This window comes from Paeniglutamicibacter cryotolerans (assembly GCF_014190875.1).
GTDB lineage: Bacteria > Actinomycetota > Actinomycetes > Actinomycetales > Micrococcaceae > Paeniglutamicibacter > Paeniglutamicibacter cryotolerans.
The window spans coordinates 430997-445008 of the sequence record NZ_JACHVS010000002.1 but is presented as its reverse complement, the minus strand read 5'-3'; the positions used below and the strand labels follow the sequence as shown (position 1 = coordinate 445008).

17 protein-coding genes are annotated in these 14012 nt (G+C 65.3%); 8 read left to right on the top strand and 9 right to left on the bottom strand.

All coding sequences use genetic code 11. The features are described 5' to 3' along the window. The first annotated feature begins 212 nt into the window (after positions 1-212). Entirely contained in the window at positions 213-983 is a 771-nt protein-coding gene (locus tag E9229_RS15185) for a LysE family translocator (protein ID WP_183512479.1), read from the top strand. Between the two features lie 262 nt (positions 984-1245). Then, positions 1246-1893 (top strand): class I SAM-dependent methyltransferase, encoded by a 648-nt coding sequence (locus tag E9229_RS15180; RefSeq protein WP_183512477.1) that lies wholly within the window; start codon positions 1246-1248, stop codon positions 1891-1893. Positions 1894-1981: 88 nt separating this feature from the next. On the opposite strand, the gene E9229_RS15175 is transcribed toward E9229_RS15180, so the two are convergent. From E9229_RS15175 to soxR, 3 genes are all read right to left on the bottom strand, one after another. Continuing rightward, complete coding sequence (locus E9229_RS15175) at positions 1982-2611, bottom strand: superoxide dismutase (protein WP_183512439.1); 630 nt, start codon at positions 2609-2611, stop codon at positions 1982-1984. 70 nt (positions 2612-2681) lie between these two features. Beyond that, on the bottom strand, positions 2682-3203 hold the full coding sequence (locus tag E9229_RS15170; protein WP_183512476.1) for a flavin reductase family protein: 522 nt from the start codon (positions 3201-3203) through the stop codon (positions 2682-2684). Positions 3204-3276: 73 nt separating this feature from the next. Continuing rightward, on the bottom strand, positions 3277-3741 hold the full coding sequence (gene soxR / locus E9229_RS15165) for a redox-sensitive transcriptional activator SoxR (protein WP_183512475.1): 465 nt from the start codon (positions 3739-3741) through the stop codon (positions 3277-3279). Between the two features lie 148 nt (positions 3742-3889). Here soxR and E9229_RS15160 point away from each other — a divergent pair, with 148 nt between their 5' ends. The 3 genes from E9229_RS15160 (at position 3890) to E9229_RS15150 (ending at position 6124) form a co-directional block, all read left to right on the top strand. Next, on the top strand, positions 3890-4519 hold the full coding sequence (locus tag E9229_RS15160; RefSeq protein ID WP_183512474.1) for a malonic semialdehyde reductase: 630 nt from the start codon (positions 3890-3892) through the stop codon (positions 4517-4519). 262 nt (positions 4520-4781) lie between these two features. After that, positions 4782-5093 (top strand): PLDc N-terminal domain-containing protein, encoded by a 312-nt coding sequence (locus E9229_RS15155; protein ID WP_312855723.1) that lies wholly within the window; start codon positions 4782-4784, stop codon positions 5091-5093. Next, positions 5090-6124: an AI-2E family transporter gene (locus tag E9229_RS15150; RefSeq protein ID WP_183512472.1), complete on the top strand. Its 1035-nt coding sequence runs from the start codon at positions 5090-5092 to the stop codon at positions 6122-6124. Before E9229_RS15155 ends, E9229_RS15150 begins: the two co-directional genes overlap by 4 nt. A gap of 114 nt (positions 6125-6238) precedes the next feature. On the opposite strand, the gene E9229_RS15145 is transcribed toward E9229_RS15150, so the two are convergent. Beyond that, on the bottom strand, positions 6239-6871 hold the full coding sequence (locus E9229_RS15145) for a DedA family protein (RefSeq protein ID WP_183512471.1): 633 nt from the start codon (positions 6869-6871) through the stop codon (positions 6239-6241). 214 nt (positions 6872-7085) lie between these two features. Here E9229_RS15145 and E9229_RS15140 point away from each other — a divergent pair, with 214 nt between their 5' ends. From E9229_RS15140 to E9229_RS15130, 3 genes are read left to right on the top strand one after another with little or no spacing between them, the layout of a single operon-like run. Continuing rightward, positions 7086-7709 carry a biotin transporter BioY gene (locus E9229_RS15140; RefSeq protein ID WP_183512470.1) on the top strand — a complete coding sequence of 208 codons (624 nt, stop codon included), beginning with the start codon at positions 7086-7088 and terminating at the stop codon, positions 7707-7709. A gap of 35 nt (positions 7710-7744) precedes the next feature. Further along, on the top strand, positions 7745-8461 hold the full coding sequence (locus tag E9229_RS15135; protein WP_221184675.1) for an energy-coupling factor ABC transporter ATP-binding protein: 717 nt from the start codon (positions 7745-7747) through the stop codon (positions 8459-8461). Between the two features lie 2 nt (positions 8462-8463). Next, entirely contained in the window at positions 8464-9099 is a 636-nt protein-coding gene (locus tag E9229_RS15130; RefSeq protein WP_183512468.1) for an energy-coupling factor transporter transmembrane component T family protein, read from the top strand. Positions 9100-9215: 116 nt separating this feature from the next. On the opposite strand, the gene E9229_RS15125 is transcribed toward E9229_RS15130, so the two are convergent. The 5 genes from E9229_RS15125 to E9229_RS15105 are packed head-to-tail and all read right to left on the bottom strand — an operon-like array spanning position 9216 to position 13885. Continuing rightward, on the bottom strand, positions 9216-9563 hold the full coding sequence (locus E9229_RS15125) for a metal-sulfur cluster assembly factor (protein WP_183512466.1): 348 nt from the start codon (positions 9561-9563) through the stop codon (positions 9216-9218). 4 nt (positions 9564-9567) lie between these two features. Then, positions 9568-10332, bottom strand: a complete 765-nt coding sequence (gene sufC / locus E9229_RS15120) for a Fe-S cluster assembly ATPase SufC (RefSeq protein ID WP_183512465.1) — start codon at positions 10330-10332, stop codon at positions 9568-9570. Between the two features lie 54 nt (positions 10333-10386). Beyond that, the gene (sufD, locus tag E9229_RS15115; RefSeq protein WP_183512464.1) at positions 10387-11637 is read right to left on the bottom strand and encodes a Fe-S cluster assembly protein SufD; all 1251 of its coding nucleotides are present in this window, start codon (positions 11635-11637) and stop codon (positions 10387-10389) included. Positions 11638-11639: 2 nt separating this feature from the next. Then, entirely contained in the window at positions 11640-13100 is a 1461-nt protein-coding gene (gene sufB / locus E9229_RS15110; RefSeq protein ID WP_183512463.1) for a Fe-S cluster assembly protein SufB, read from the bottom strand. Beyond that, the gene (locus E9229_RS15105) at positions 13097-13885 is read right to left on the bottom strand and encodes a helix-turn-helix transcriptional regulator (RefSeq protein WP_183512462.1); all 789 of its coding nucleotides are present in this window, start codon (positions 13883-13885) and stop codon (positions 13097-13099) included. Before E9229_RS15105 ends, sufB begins: the two co-directional genes overlap by 4 nt. Positions 13886-14012: the final 127 nt, after the last annotated feature.

The window sequence follows — 14012 nt, the reverse complement described above, 5'->3', positions numbered from 1 at the left end:
GTCCGTCAGAGGACCACCAAGGCCGCCGAAAGCACCGCTAAGGAGAGATCTCTTCACAGCACCTCGACAGCCGACAAGAAAGGATTTTGCGCACTATCGGCTATTACGCCGCTTCTATCGCTTTATGGAGCTGTTCCGGGGGAATACCAGCGAGCACCTTCCAGCGCTTTTTCCCTAGGCTTGAGCGGTACCAGCAACAATCAGAGGAATTCGTGGATACGCAACTCTTTCTCGGCTTCACCGTCGTGTCGTTCGCCCTAGCCATGACCCCCGGAGCCGACTGGGCCTACGCCATCGCAGCCGGCCTGGGCCGGCACCGAATCTCTTCCGTGGTCGCCGGGCTCTGCACCGGATACGTCTTCCACACCCTCCTCATCGTCGCAGGCATGGCAGCACTCATCGCCTCCCTTCCCCAGCTACTGGGATGGCTGACACTGATCGGGGCCGGTTACCTGCTCTGGTTGGGCATCAGCACCGCCCGATCCTGGCGCGACGCCGGCTTCAAGGCCGAACCAGAGACGATGGCCGCCGCCACCCTGGCCCACCGCGGCACGGCAACCGGCACCTCCGGAACCGAGGCGAACGGCGAGATCCTGCTCCTTGTCGCCACGCCGACCCCGGTCGAAACAACCCCGCAGCGCTTCTTCGGCGCCTCCTACCTGCGCGGACTGGGCACCAGCGGCACCAACCCCAAGGCCCTGCTGCTCTACCTGGCGCTGATCCCCCAGTTCCTGAGCACCGACTCGGCCCTACCGATCCCGGTCCAAACAGCCGTTTTAGGCACCAGCCACATGCTGCTCTCCGCCGTCATCTACACCGGCGTTGCCCTTGGCGCCCGAGTGCTGCTGCGCTCGCGTCCCGCCGGGGCCCGGCTGGTCACCCTGGCCAGCGGCGTCATCATGATCATCCTGGGCCTGCTCCTGTTGGCCGAGCAGCTCCCGCTGATCACCCGGACGGCTCGGATGCTGTTCACGATCCTCTAGCCGCCGCGCGAAGCTGTAATCCCCCGAAACCCATCGATCGAGGCCGCAGGAACGTGCGGAAGCTACTCTCGGCACTCTTCGCTTTCCGGTTGACCGTACTCGGCGGCAGCGTCTCGGGCTCGGGCCCCTCCGCGAATTTCCCACCCCGCATGACGGGCCACCCGGGCCCAGGTGCGGCTCAACGGCGTAGGCTTTGTTCCCACGGCACGCGGGACCGGGTCCCGGCGACATCAACCACCTCAAGAACAAACGGAGCGGGGCCATGGGCAGGCATTCAGAAGCACAACCGGAACAACGACCGGCAGAAACGTGGGACCAGTTCTATAGCGAGAGCACCCGCATCTGGTCGGGAAACCCGAATAGCGCCCTGGTCTCACAGGTCGCCGAGCTGTCTCCCGGCACGGCACTGGAGCTGGGCTGCGGCGAGGGCGCAGACGCCATCTGGCTGGCAGAACGCGGATGGCAGGTCACCGGAATCGATGTCTCGGGCGTAGCCCTGGAACGAGCGGCGGAGCATGCCCTGTCCGCCGGCGTGGCCGAGAGCACCGACTGGGAACGCCACGATCTGGCCCTCTGGCAGCCCTCGCGCAGCTACGACCTGGTCACCGCGTTGTTCCTGCACTCCATGATCGATTTCCCACGCGAGCCGATACTGCGCGCGGCGGCGGCCGCCGTCGCCCCCGGCGGTTCCCTGCTGGTGGTCGGGCACGAGTCCTTCCCGCCCTGGAGCGAGCACCGGCCCGACGCCTCGGATTTCCCTCCGGCCGAAAACGTTGCCGAGGCGCTGGGACTGGCCGGTGCCGGCTGGCGGGTCCATACGGCATCGGTTCCCGGCCGCGTGGCCACCGGCCCCGAGGGACAAGCCGCTCAGCTGACCGATAGCGTGCTGCTGGCGCGCCGCCCGGCCTAAACGGCTCGGCATGGGCAGCCCTGCACCGCCCAACGCACGGCAAAGGCAGGACCCGGATCCGGGTCCTGCCTTTGTTGATCAGCTGGTGTTACCTACCCGGAACAACCAACGACCGCGCACCGGCACGCGCCGCCTCGAAACGAGCCGACACATCAGCCCAATTCACGATGTTCCAAAAAGCCTTCACGTAATCGGCCTTCACATTCACATAGTCCAAATAGAACGCATGCTCCCACATGTCCAACATCAACAACGGGGTACTCGCCACCGGCACATTGCCCTGCTGGTCATACAGCTGCTCAATGACCAACTGGCCACCCAACCCCTCAAACGCCAACAACGCCCACCCCGAACCCTGCAGGCTCATCGCCGCGGCCGTGAAATGCGCACGGAACGCATCAAACGAACCAAACGCATCATCAATCGCCGCAGCCAACTCACCCACCGGCTTATCCCCACCCTCAGGCGACAAATTCGACCAGAAAATCGAGTGGTTAGTATGACCACCCAGATGGAACGCCAAATCCTTGGACAACTTCGGAACATTCCCGAACTCACCCTTGGCCCGCGCCTCAGCCAACTGCTCCAGAGCAGCATTCGCCCCGGCCACATACGCCGCATGGTGCTTGGAATGGTGCAGCTCCATGATCCGCGCCGAAATATTCGGTTCCAGGGCCGCGTAATCGTACTGCAGCTCCGGAAGGGTATAAACAGCCATTATTTTCTCCTTGGTAGTGGTTTCCAGTGGGGATTGCATCCGACCCCGTCGGTGCCGGTACATCGGTGGTTCAGGCCAGCAGCGAATGCGCGCCCAGTGAGTGGTAGCCGCGGCGGTGGTAAAGCAGCGGCTCGGCCGGCGATCCGCCGTCGAGGATCTCGCGCACCTGCGCGACGACGAGGGTGGCGGGGCCAGCCGGGGTTCGACTGAGGATGTCGCAGCGCAATACCGTGCCGACGCCGTGCAGCAGAGGTCCGCCGTCCGCCAGTGCCGACCAGGGCATGTCCACGCCGAACCGCTCGGCCGTGGGCGAGGCGAAGGCAGCGGCCAGGGCGGCGTTCTGTGTAGTGAGCAGGTGCACCAGCAGCGAGTCGGCGGCGAGGATCTCTGCGGCCGAACCGCGGGCCGCCGAGACGTTGAAGGCCAGCAGGGCCGGATCGGCCGAGACGGAGATGACCGAGGAGGCAGTGATGCCCACGGGGCCGCGGGCTCCGGCTGCCGTCACGACGGCGACGGCGGCGGGATGGTTCCCGAACGCGGCGCGGAAGGCATCGGAGAGTCCTTGCTGTAGCTCGGGAGCTTGCACTGCCATGGGGTGTCGTCCTTCCCGTCCACCGCGTCTCGATGGCCCACACCCCACGCTAGAACCTCAACAATGGTTGAGGTCAAATCGGCTCGTCATCGCGGAACATACTCGCCCCGCGTCCACCGGCGGCCAACTGGTCGCCGGGGTTCACGAACGAGCATTCGGTCAACGACAGGCAACCACAGCCGATGCACCCACCGAGCCCGTCGCGCAGCTTCTCCAGCGCGTGGATGCGCGAGGAGATCTCCGTGCGCCAGGAGGTGGAAAGCGCCTGCCAGTCCTCCTGGGTCGGCGCCGATTCGGCCGGCAGCTGGGCGAAGACCTCGCCGATCACCGACAGTGGGATCCCGGCCTTGTGCGCCGCACGGATCACGGCTACTCGGCGCAGTACCGAACGGTCGTAACGGCGCTGGTTGCCCGGGGTGCGCCGGGAAGAGATCAGCCCCTCGCGCTCATAGAAGTGCAGGGCGGAAACGGCCACGCCCGAGCGCTCGGAGACCTGACCGACGCTGAGTTCACGCTCTCGTTCGGTGATTGCATCCATACCCGCAATTTTCCGCCCGGCGCCACCCTTTGGCCAATCCGGTCCGAACCGCGTGGGCTGTAATCCATCTCACGCTGATTTCGGAAATGCGCGGTCGGCCCACTCCGTTGTACCCAGTGGAACAGATCACCAAACACCAAGGAGTCCCATGAGCACCGAAGCCCAGCTGAACGTCGACGTCGATGCCGAGTCGATCCTGGACCCCACCACCCTGGATACACTGTTCCGCGAGGCGCGCACGGCCAACACGTTCTCCGATGAGCCGGTCGACGACTCGACCCTCGAGGCCATCTACGAGCTGACCAAAATGGGTCCGACGATGATGAACAACCAGCCGCTGCGCATCACCTGGGTCCGCACCGCCGAGGCCCGCGAACGCCTTGCAGCGCACATGCTCGAGGGCAACCGCGCCAAGACCATCACCGCGCCCATGGTCGCGCTGCTCAGTGCCGATGCCAACTGGCACGAGCACTTCGAGACCTTTTTCCCGCACGCCCCGGAGCGCAAGGCCCAGTTCGACGCCATCGAGGGACTCCGCACCCAGATGGCCCTGAACAACGCCCACCTCCAGGCCGGCTACATGATCATGGCGATCCGTGCCATGGGCCTGCATGCAGGGCCGATGGGCGGATTCGACGCCGCCGGCATCGATGCCGAATTCAACGCCGGCACCGCCAACAAGTCATTCCTGATCATGAACATCGGCAAGCCCGGAACCAACCCATGGTTCGACCGCCTGCCGCGCCTTGACTTCGACGTGGCAACCAGCTCTATCTAACACACCCCCACCGGCCAACGGCCGGAGCCACTGAACCACCGGTTCGGGGCTCCAGCCGTTGGCGCATCCGTCCCAACCCCGCCGGCAACCGGTCGACCAGGGGTGGCGCGGTCTCTCCGCGGCCGGGCCAGCCATGCCCTAGGGTGAAACCAAGTCCCGCGGACGTGGGGCATCACACACCATAGGGGGGGGTAGTTCCAAGAGTTTCCTTGAAACATTCTGGTCCATCGCCATCTTTTTCCTGTACCTGTCGTACCTGATCGTGCTCTTCCAGATCGTCGCCGACCTGTTCCGCGACCGCGAACTCACCGGCTGGCTCAAGACCCTGTGGTTCCTGCTGCTGGCCTTCATTCCGGTACTGACCGCGCTGGTCTATCTGATCACCCGAGGCAAGGGCATGGCCATCCGCCAGGAGGTCCGCGCCCAGCAGGCAGTCGCCGGGGCCGAGACCTACATCAGCGAGGTCGCCGGGGCCAGCCCCGCCCAACAGATCAGCGAGGCCAAGGAACTGCTTGATTCCGGCACCATCACCGGGTCCGAGTTCGATGCGCTGAAGGCCAAAGCGCTCGCATGAAACCGGGCTTCCGCGGGGCGTTCTTCGCCACGCTCGGGGTGCTGCTGGCACTGGCCCTGGGCGCGGCGGTCGCTTCGCTGACGTACGCGCTGACATTGGTCTTCATCGCCTTCTTCATCAGCCTCGTGCTCGACCCGCTGGTCAGCTGGTTCGAAACCACGGGCATGAGCCGGGGCAAGGCAGTCGCAACGGTCCTGATCGGCTTCCTGGTCCTGATCCTCGGAATCCGCGCCCTGGTCATCCCGCTGCTGGTCACCGAGGGCCTGTCCCTACTGCGCTCGCTTCCTTCGCTACTGGATGGCATATCCCACCAGGAATGGTTCATCTCCCTTGACATGCGTTTCAACGGCGCGCTGGAACCGGGCATCGAATGGCCTGAACGCACCATCGCCGATCCGGCCACCTGGGTGGTCGTAGGCAATGGAGCGCTGCACGTGGGCATCGGCGTGGCAAACGCCGTCTTCGGAGTGGTATTCGTCGCGATCTTGACGATCTATTTCGTTTCCTCACTGAAGACGATCAAATCCGCGTTCTACGACCTGGTCCCGGCATCCAAGCGTCCGGGGGTCGAAGAGATCTCGGAGGAGATCGCCGCCTCCGTCGGAGGATACCTCTCCGGAATGGCGATCCTGGCATCCATCAACGCCAGCTTCCCGTTCATCCTGTTCACCATCATGCACGTGCCCTACGCACCGGTGCACGCGATCCTCGCGCTGCCGATCACGATGATTCCACTCGTGGGATCAGTGATCAGCGCGAGCATCATGACGGTGGTCTCCTTCTTCGACTCACCGGGGACTGCGCTGATCGTCCTGCTGGTGATGCTTGTCTACATGCAGGTGGAGGCCTATCTGCTCACACCGCGCATCGTAGGCAAGGCCATCAAGATCCCGGCCTCGCTGGTACTCATCGGGGCCATGATCGGAGGAACGCTGGCCGGGCTACTCGGCGCCATGGTCGCGTGCCCGGTGACGGCATCGATCCTGCTGATCATGAACAAGGTTGTCATTCCGGCCCAGGCAAAGCGTTAGCGCGGCAAACGATCCCCTGCGGATCTCACGGGCGGTCGCCCAGCTGCCCCCAGGGGACGGTGGGCGACCGCTTTTTCCTGCCCGGAAAACCGGAATCCGACACTACCGGAGAGATCAGGCCTCGACCGGGGCACTCTCGGTGTCGGAATCGATGCCGGAGCGGGTATCCGCCCAACCGTTCAGCTTTCCGATCAACCAGCCCAGAACGATCGAGAGCAGCACCGCCACCACCACTGCAGTGGTGGTGGAGATGTTCGGCCAGAAGCACGTGGCCACACCGATACCCACCGTGAAGATAGTCCAGGGAAGCGCTGCTAAGACCGAGAGCCCCACCAGAGTGCCGTACGTCCGCGGGCCCAAGCCCAGCACCACATTGGTCGAGATCCTGCCCAGCGGGATGAACCGGGAGACCATCAGCACCGAAACGCCCTGTTTGGTCATCCGGTCCTGGGCTCCGTCTATGGCCCGCTGCCAGCGCATTCCGGCCAGATTCAACAGCCCACCGATGCGGTCTCCCCTGACCAGCATGAAGGTCAAGACGTCCCCGAGCAGTGCGCCGGCCACCATGGCCACCATCAGCCACAGGATGCTCGGTCCCCCAGCCACTCCCGCCAGTGCGCCGAGCGCCACGAAGACGGCAGCGCTGGGAACCGGCGGGATCAAACCGGAGGCGGCAATGAACAGCGCAGCAACCGGATAAACCCACCATTGGTCGGCCTGAAGCAGTATTCCGTCAAGCGCATTCATGGTTCCATCCTATGCCCGCCGCCAGCCGGCAAAGTGGCCAACGAGCCCCCGAGGAGGTGTTCGATTCACCACTCCACGGTGCAGGGCGACACGACGAATTGAACACCGATCAAGAAAATTGAACAGTGATCAAGTACGCTTATTCCACCGGACCGGCAGACACCGCCCGGTCCCCCGAGAAACCCATCACCAACCCGCAACGAGGACCACCACCATGCGCACCATACCGGCAGACGCCACCAGCACCAGCACCTCCACACCCCGGCTCCGCGTTGGAGCCAGGGACCTGACCCTGATCTCGGTCTTCGCCGCACTCATCGCGGTACTCACGCTGATCCCGGCCATCCCCGTCGGGGCGCTCGGCGTCCCCATCACGCTCCAGACCCTGGCCGTCAGCCTCACGGCGCTGGTCCTCGGCGCCTGGCGCGGGGCGGGTGCCGCAGCACTCTACGTGGTCGTGGGACTGGCCGGAGTCCCGGTCCTCGCCAAGTTCAGCGGCGGGCTCGGCGTCCTGGCAGGGCCCAGCGCGGGCTATCTGCTGGCCTTCCCGATCGCGGCGCTAATCACCGGCGCCCTAGCCACGCTGGTGTTGCGCCGGGTCCGGCGCCTCCGCCTGCTCTGGCTCTTCCTCGCGGCCATGGGCGGCTCCATCCTCGCCACCCACCCGCTGGGCATCCTGGGCATGAGCCTGAACGCACAGATCCCGCTGGCCCAGGCCGCCGCCTACGACATGCTCTATTGGCCAGGAGACCTGCTCAAGAACCTGCTTGCCGCCGCAGTGGCCCTGCGCGTCTTCAAGGCCTTCCCGGACCTGGCCCGCCGCAACTTCGGCCGCTAGGCCGATTCCGGCACCCGGACCCCGGACGGTTATCGTTGAACGTGATCTGCCTTGAATCCGCATCCGTGGCGGCCCCCCCGACCACCCCTGGCGACCCGGAAACCACCTTGCTGCACCCCACCACCCTTGACCTCGGCGAGCACCGGATCGCCGTCATCGGCTCCAACGGCTCGGGCAAGTCGACGCTGCTGCGCCTGCTCAACGGGCTGCACGCCCCCAGCGCCGGCACGGTGAGCGTGCGCGGCAACGACACGGTCCGCGCCTTGCGCCAGGTCCGCCGGGATGTCGGCTTCCTATTCACCGACCCGCTCTCGCAGCTGGTCATGCCCGTGGTCGTCGAGGACGTCGAACTCTCCTTCAAAGCGACGATCAAGGACAGGACGGCCCGCCGCTCCGCCGCATTGGACGCCCTGGACCGGCTGGGGCTGGGCCACCTGGCCGAACACAGCATCTACGACCTCTCGGGAGGCGAACGCCAGCTGGTGGCCCTGTGTAGCGTACTGGCTGCCGGCCAGCGGATCCTGGTCGCCGACGAACCCACCACACTGCTTGACCTGCGCAACAACGCGCTGCTTCAAGACACCATCGCCTCCCTGGACCAGCAGGTGATCTACGCCACCCACGACCTTGGATTCGCCGCCGCCGCCGAGCGCCTGCTGGTGCTCGACGACGCCCGCATCATCTACGACGGGAACCCGGCGGCCGGGATCGCCGCGTACCGCTCGCTGGCCCTCCACGGACGGATACGCTGAGCATGCGCCGTTCGCTGATGCTATTGGGCCAGCGGGTCCAGGGCACCTCCGTGGTGCACCGGGCACCACTCTGGCTCAAGTACCTGGTGCTGGTCGCGGCCGGACTCGCCGTGCTGCTGTTCCGCGAACTGGCGGTGGCCCTGGGCGCGCTGGCGTTCAGCGTCGTGGCCTATGCCTTGGCCGGAGCGCGGGTGTTGCGGCTGTGGGCGGCCCCGCTGCGGATGCTCTGGTGGGTGTTCGCCATCATCGGACTCCATCAGAGCCTGATCAATTCGCCGCTGTTCGCGCTGACCATCCTCTCGGGCATGTTCGCCGCCCTGCAACTGGGCCGGCTGGTGCTGCTGACCACCGAGCAGTCGGCGTTGATCGACGGGCTCGCCCAGGCCGCGGCGCCCTTGCGCCTCGTGGGTGGCGATCCAGATGCGCTGGCCCTGTCCGTGGCGCTGATGCTACGCAGCATTCCCGCCATCGCCGGAGCCGTGGCCGATGTCAGCGACGCTGCGTCGGCCCGCGGCCTGGGCCGCAATCCCCTGGCCCTGGCTTCCCCCGTGGTCATCGGGGCGGTGGCCTATGCACGGCGCACCGGCGACGCGTTGGCGGCGCGCGGCATCATGGACCGGCCTCCGTCCGAAGGCTGAATCCACGAGCTGGCATCGGGCAGGGCGGCCGGCACCGGAGCCCGATACGAGAAAACGGCGGTTCCTGCTCCCCCGGCGAGGGGAAACGGGAACCGCCGTTTCTGGTGTTGCGCGGACTAGATATTGAAGCCCAGCGCGCGCATCTGGTCGCGGCCGTCATCGGTGATGCGCTCCGGACCCCACGGCGGCATCCAAACCCAGTTCAACCGGTACTCGTCGACAACCGTCCCCATGGCCACGGCCACCTGCTCCTCGATCACGTCGGTGAGCGGGCAGGCCGCGGTGGTCAGGGTCATGTCGATCAGCAGCGCACCATCGGTGGCGTACTTCAGCCCGTAGAGCAGGCCCAGATCCACGATGTTGACCCCGAGCTCGGGATCGATCACGTCCTTGAGCGCCTCTTCGACGTCCTCCAGATCGGCCTGGGTGTTGCCCTGGAGGGCCTCGTTCGTCGTCTCGCCCATGAGCCTAGGCCTTGGCGTCGATGTTGACGAAGCGGTCGTAGCCCTCGTCTTCGAGGCGGTCCGCAAGCTCCGCTCCACCCTGCTCGGCGATCTGCCCGTCGACGAAGACGTGCACGAAATCCGGCTTGATGTAGCGCAGAATGCGGGTGTAGTGGGTGATCAGCAGCGTGCCCATGTTGTTGTTTTCCTTGGCGCGGTTGACGCCCTCGGAAACCACCTTCAGCGCGTCGACGTCCAGGCCGGAGTCGGTCTCGTCGAGCACCGCGAACTTCGGCTTGAAGAGTTCCAGCTGCAGGATCTCCACGCGCTTCTTCTCGCCGCCGGAGAAGCCCTCGTTGACGTTGCGGGCAGCGAATTCCGGGTCGATCTTCAGCTCGGACATGGCCGCCTTGACGTCCTTGGTCCAGTGCCGCAGCGAGGGTGCGACACCATCGATGGCAGTCTTGGCGGTACGCAGGAAGTTCGTCATGGAGACGCCCGGGATCTCGACCGGGTACTGCATGGCCAGGAACAAGCCGGCGCGGGCCCGCTCGTCGACGCTCATTTCGAGCACGTCGTCGCCATCGAGCGTGATGGAGCCCGAGGTGACATTGTAACGCGGGTGTCCGGCGATGGTCGCCGCCAGCGTCGACTTGCCCGAGCCGTTGGGGCCCATGATCGCGTGGGTCTCACCGGTCTTGATGGTCAGGGAAACACCCTTGAGGATTTCCTTTTCGCCCTGTTCGGTCTCGATCGAGACGTGGAGGTCCTTGATTTCCAGAGTAGACATGAGTGTCCGTTCTCTCCTTGCGCCGAATGACCGGCGCGTATTCGTCGGTTGGTCTTAGGATTCCGTTGCAGCGAGCTCGAGCTCGATGGTCTCGGTGAGGCGCTCTTCGAGCTCCGGGATGCGGATCTGCTGCACGATCTCGTTGAGGAAGCCGCGCACGACCAGACGGCGGGCCGTCTTCTCGTCGATGCCGCGGGCCATCAGGTAGAACAGGTGCTCGTCGTCGAAGCGTCCGGTGGTGCTGGCGTGGCCGGCACCGTTGATGAGCCCGGTTTCGATCTCCAGGTTCGGGATCGAGTCGCAGCGGGTGCCGTCGGACAGTACCAGGTTGCGGTTCGCCTCGTAGGAGTCGGTGCCCATGGCCTCCTTGCGGATCAGCACGTCGCCGACCCACACGGTGTGTGCGTCCTTGCCCTGCAGCGCGCCCTTGTAGAGCACGTTGGATTTGCAGTTCGGGGTGCCGTGGTCGACGAAGAGACGGTGCTCCAGGTGCTGGCCGGCGTCGGCAAAGTACAGGCCGAAGAGTTCGACCTCGCCGCCCTGGCCGCTAAAGCGGGCCGAGGGGGTCAGGCGCACGGTTTCGCCACCGAAGGTGACGGCAATGTGCTTGAACTTCGCGTCCTTGGCGATCTTTGCCTGCTGCGAGGAGGCGTGGACCGTCTTTTCGTCCCAGGCCTGCAGCGAGATGACCGTCAGTTCGGCACCGTCCTTGACCAGGAATTCGACGTTCTGGCTCACGACGGCCGTACCGACGTGATCCAGCACGATGACGCCGCGGGAATTCGGCTCGGCGACCAGCACGATGTGCTGGGCCGCTGCCTCGGTCCCGGCGCCGGTGATGCGCAACGTCGAGAGCACGTTCTCCGCGTTGGCCGGAATGGTCACGATGGTGGCATCAGCGGCGTAGCGCCAGGCGTTGGCCGAGAGGCGGTCCTCGGGGATGCCGGCCGAACCGACGCGAGCGTCGGTCATCGCAACGGTTTCCACGGATACGACATCGGAGCCGGTGACCTCGATACTCGGCGCGGCACCGGTCAGGGCGTCCTTGTGCAGTCCACCCAGGCGCTTGAGCGGCGTGAAGCGGAAGTCCTCTTCGCGCCCGGTGAGCGCTGCGAAGTCCTCCAGCTGGTAGCTGGTCAGGCGGCCGGCGCGCGATGAATCAGGCACCGGGGCGCCCTTGCCGTGGCTGTGGCCCTCGGGTGCGTTCAACGGGGAGAGGTTCTCGCCCTCTTCGGTGAAGCCCGCGATGGCCGGGGCGCCGAGGCGCGCCTTTTCGCCGGGGATGTGTGTAGCTGTATCAGTCATGATTAACCGACGGACCCTTCCATCTGCAGTTCAATGAGGCGGTTCAGTTCCATGGCGTATTCCATCGGAAGTTCGCGTGCGATCGGCTCGATGAAGCCGCGCACGATCATGCCCATGGCTTCCTCCTCGGTCAGGCCGCGGCTCATCAGGTAGAAGAGCTGCTCCTCGGACACGCGGGAAACCGTTGCCTCGTGGCCCATGGTCACGTCGTCCTCGCGGACGTCGATGTACGGGTAGGTGTCCGAACGCGAGATCTGGTCGACCAGCAGCGCGTCGCACTCGACCGAGTTCTTCGAGCCCTTGGCTCCCTCGCGGACCTGGACCAGGCCGCGGTAGGCCGAACGGCCGCCGTTGCGGGCCACCGACTTCGCGACGATCTTCGAGTTCGTGTTCGGTGCGATGTGCACCATTTTGGAACCGGTGTCCTGGTGCTGTCCGGCACCGGCGAACGCGATCGAGAGGGTTTCGCCGGTGGCTCCCTCGCCGACCAGGTACACGGCCGGGTACTTCATGGTGACCTTGGAGCCGATGTTGCCATCGACCCACTCCATGGTCGCGCCAGCTTCGCAGATGGCGCGCTTGGTGACCAGGTTGTACACGTTGTTCGACCAGTTCTGGATCGTCGTGTAGCGCACGCGGGCGCCCTTCTTCACGATGATCTCCACGACTGCCGAGTGCAGCGAGTCGGAGGAGTAGATCGGGGCGGTGCAGCCCTCGATGTAGTGGACGTAGGAATCCTCATCGGCGATGATCAGGGTGCGCTCGAACTGCCCCATGTTCTCCGTGTTGATGCGGAAGTACGCCTGCAGCGGGATTTCGACGTGGACGCCCTTGGGGACGTACACGAAGGAACCGCCGGACCAGGTGGCCGTGTTCAGCGAGGCGAACTTGTTGTCCCCCACCGGGATGACCGAACCGAAGTACTCCTTGAAGACGTCCTCGTGTTCCTTCAACGCCGTGTCGGTGTCCAGGAAGATGACGCCCTGGGCCTCGAGGTCCTCGCGCAGCTGGTGGTACACCACCTCGGACTCGTACTGGGCGGCGACGCCGGAGACCAGGCGCTCGCGCTCCGCCTCCGGGATGCCCAGCTTCTCGTACGTGTTGCGGATTTCCTCCGGGAGGTCCTCCCAGGTCTTCGCCTGCTGCTCGGTGGAGCGCACGAAGTACTTGATGTTGTCGAAGTCGATGCCCGAGAGGTCTGCGCCCCAGGTCGGCATCGGCTTGCGGTCGAAGTACTTCAGCCCCTTGAGGCGCAGGTCCAGCATCCATTCGGGCTCGGACTTCTTGGCGGAGATGTCGCGCACGACCTCTTCGTTGACGCCGCGGCGCGCATTGGCGCCCGCGTCGTTTCCGTCCGACCATCCATATTCGTAAGTGCCGATACCTTCGAGTTCCGGGTTTTTCTCCAGGATCTCGGCAATCACGCCGGGGTCGGCGGACTCCTGTGCAATCTGATCCGTCATCGCGGCCTCTCCTGCTTAGTGATCTTGATTCGAGTTCTCTTCTCAGCACGCTGAGGAGCTTGGTCCCGACCCACGGGAACGTGGGTCGTACAAACGTGCCCGCCCCCGGCCAGCGTGGACAGCCGTCGCACGTCGACACCGAGGAGCCGGGAAAATGACTGGGTTTCCATTTCGCAAAAAACGGGAAACTCACGGGCCAAATCTTGGATGGGGCAGTGCCCCTGGCACAGCTGGACGCTGAGCATGGTGGCCGAGGCATGGTTGGTGCCCATATCCCGGGTGGAGGCGACGAAACCGTCGTCGCTCAGCGCGTCGGAGAGCAGTTCGGCGCGTTCGCGCAAGGATGTCGCCTGTGCCAGTCGCGGGCGGTAGCGCTGTTCCATCGCGGCGAAGCGGCGGGCTGCGAAGGCCTCGACCGCCTTCTCCCCGGCGGCACGGCCCAGTTCGCTCAGCGCCTCGGTGGCGATGTCCAGATAGTCGTTGCCCATCTTGGACTGGCCACGGTGGCTGAGCACGTAGCGGCGAGCCGGACGACCCGCGCCGGTGGCTTGGTTCGCGACGAGCTTGACCTCGACCAGGCCCTCGCGGCTAAGCGCGTCAAGGTGGCGGCGGACGGCGGCGGGGGTGAATCCCAGCCGGTCGCCGAGCTCGGCAGCGCTGACCGGACCGTCCTCGAGCACCGCGAAGAGGACACGATCGCGCGTGCGCTCCTCGCCCTCCGGGCCTGCCGGAGCGGTCTGCGCCGGCGTGACGACAGCCGGATCGGGTTCATGTGATGAATACACTACATAATCATGCGCTAATAGGATGGGAAATTCCAGTAAGGTGCCACTTACTTTCCACGCTCCCCGTGTGGCAATGCCCACCCCGTGAGCCGCCCGGCCCCGCCCCCATGGTCCAGCCCGTGTTCGA

Excerpts from the sequence above, each read along its gene's own strand:
- E9229_RS15180 (WP_183512477.1), top strand. The coding sequence starts at position 1,246 with ATGGGCAGGCATTCAGAAGCACAACCGGAACAACGACCGGCAGAAACG.
- E9229_RS15175 (WP_183512439.1), bottom strand. The coding sequence starts at position 2,611 with ATGGCTGTTTATACCCTTCCGGAGCTGCAGTACGATTACGCGGCCCTG.
- E9229_RS15170 (WP_183512476.1), bottom strand. The coding sequence starts at position 3,203 with ATGGCAGTGCAAGCTCCCGAGCTACAGCAAGGACTCTCCGATGCCTTC.
- soxR (WP_183512475.1), bottom strand. The coding sequence starts at position 3,741 with ATGGATGCAATCACCGAACGAGAGCGTGAACTCAGCGTCGGTCAGGTC.
- E9229_RS15160 (WP_183512474.1), top strand. The coding sequence starts at position 3,890 with ATGAGCACCGAAGCCCAGCTGAACGTCGACGTCGATGCCGAGTCGATC.
- E9229_RS15150 (WP_183512472.1), top strand. The coding sequence starts at position 5,090 with ATGAAACCGGGCTTCCGCGGGGCGTTCTTCGCCACGCTCGGGGTGCTG.
- E9229_RS15145 (WP_183512471.1), bottom strand. The coding sequence starts at position 6,871 with ATGAATGCGCTTGACGGAATACTGCTTCAGGCCGACCAATGGTGGGTT.
- E9229_RS15140 (WP_183512470.1), top strand. The coding sequence starts at position 7,086 with ATGCGCACCATACCGGCAGACGCCACCAGCACCAGCACCTCCACACCC.
- E9229_RS15130 (WP_183512468.1), top strand. The coding sequence starts at position 8,464 with ATGCGCCGTTCGCTGATGCTATTGGGCCAGCGGGTCCAGGGCACCTCC.
- E9229_RS15125 (WP_183512466.1), bottom strand. The coding sequence starts at position 9,563 with ATGGGCGAGACGACGAACGAGGCCCTCCAGGGCAACACCCAGGCCGAT.
- sufC (WP_183512465.1), bottom strand. The coding sequence starts at position 10,332 with ATGTCTACTCTGGAAATCAAGGACCTCCACGTCTCGATCGAGACCGAA.
- sufD (WP_183512464.1), bottom strand. The coding sequence starts at position 11,637 with ATGACTGATACAGCTACACACATCCCCGGCGAAAAGGCGCGCCTCGGC.
- sufB (WP_183512463.1), bottom strand. The coding sequence starts at position 13,100 with ATGACGGATCAGATTGCACAGGAGTCCGCCGACCCCGGCGTGATTGCC.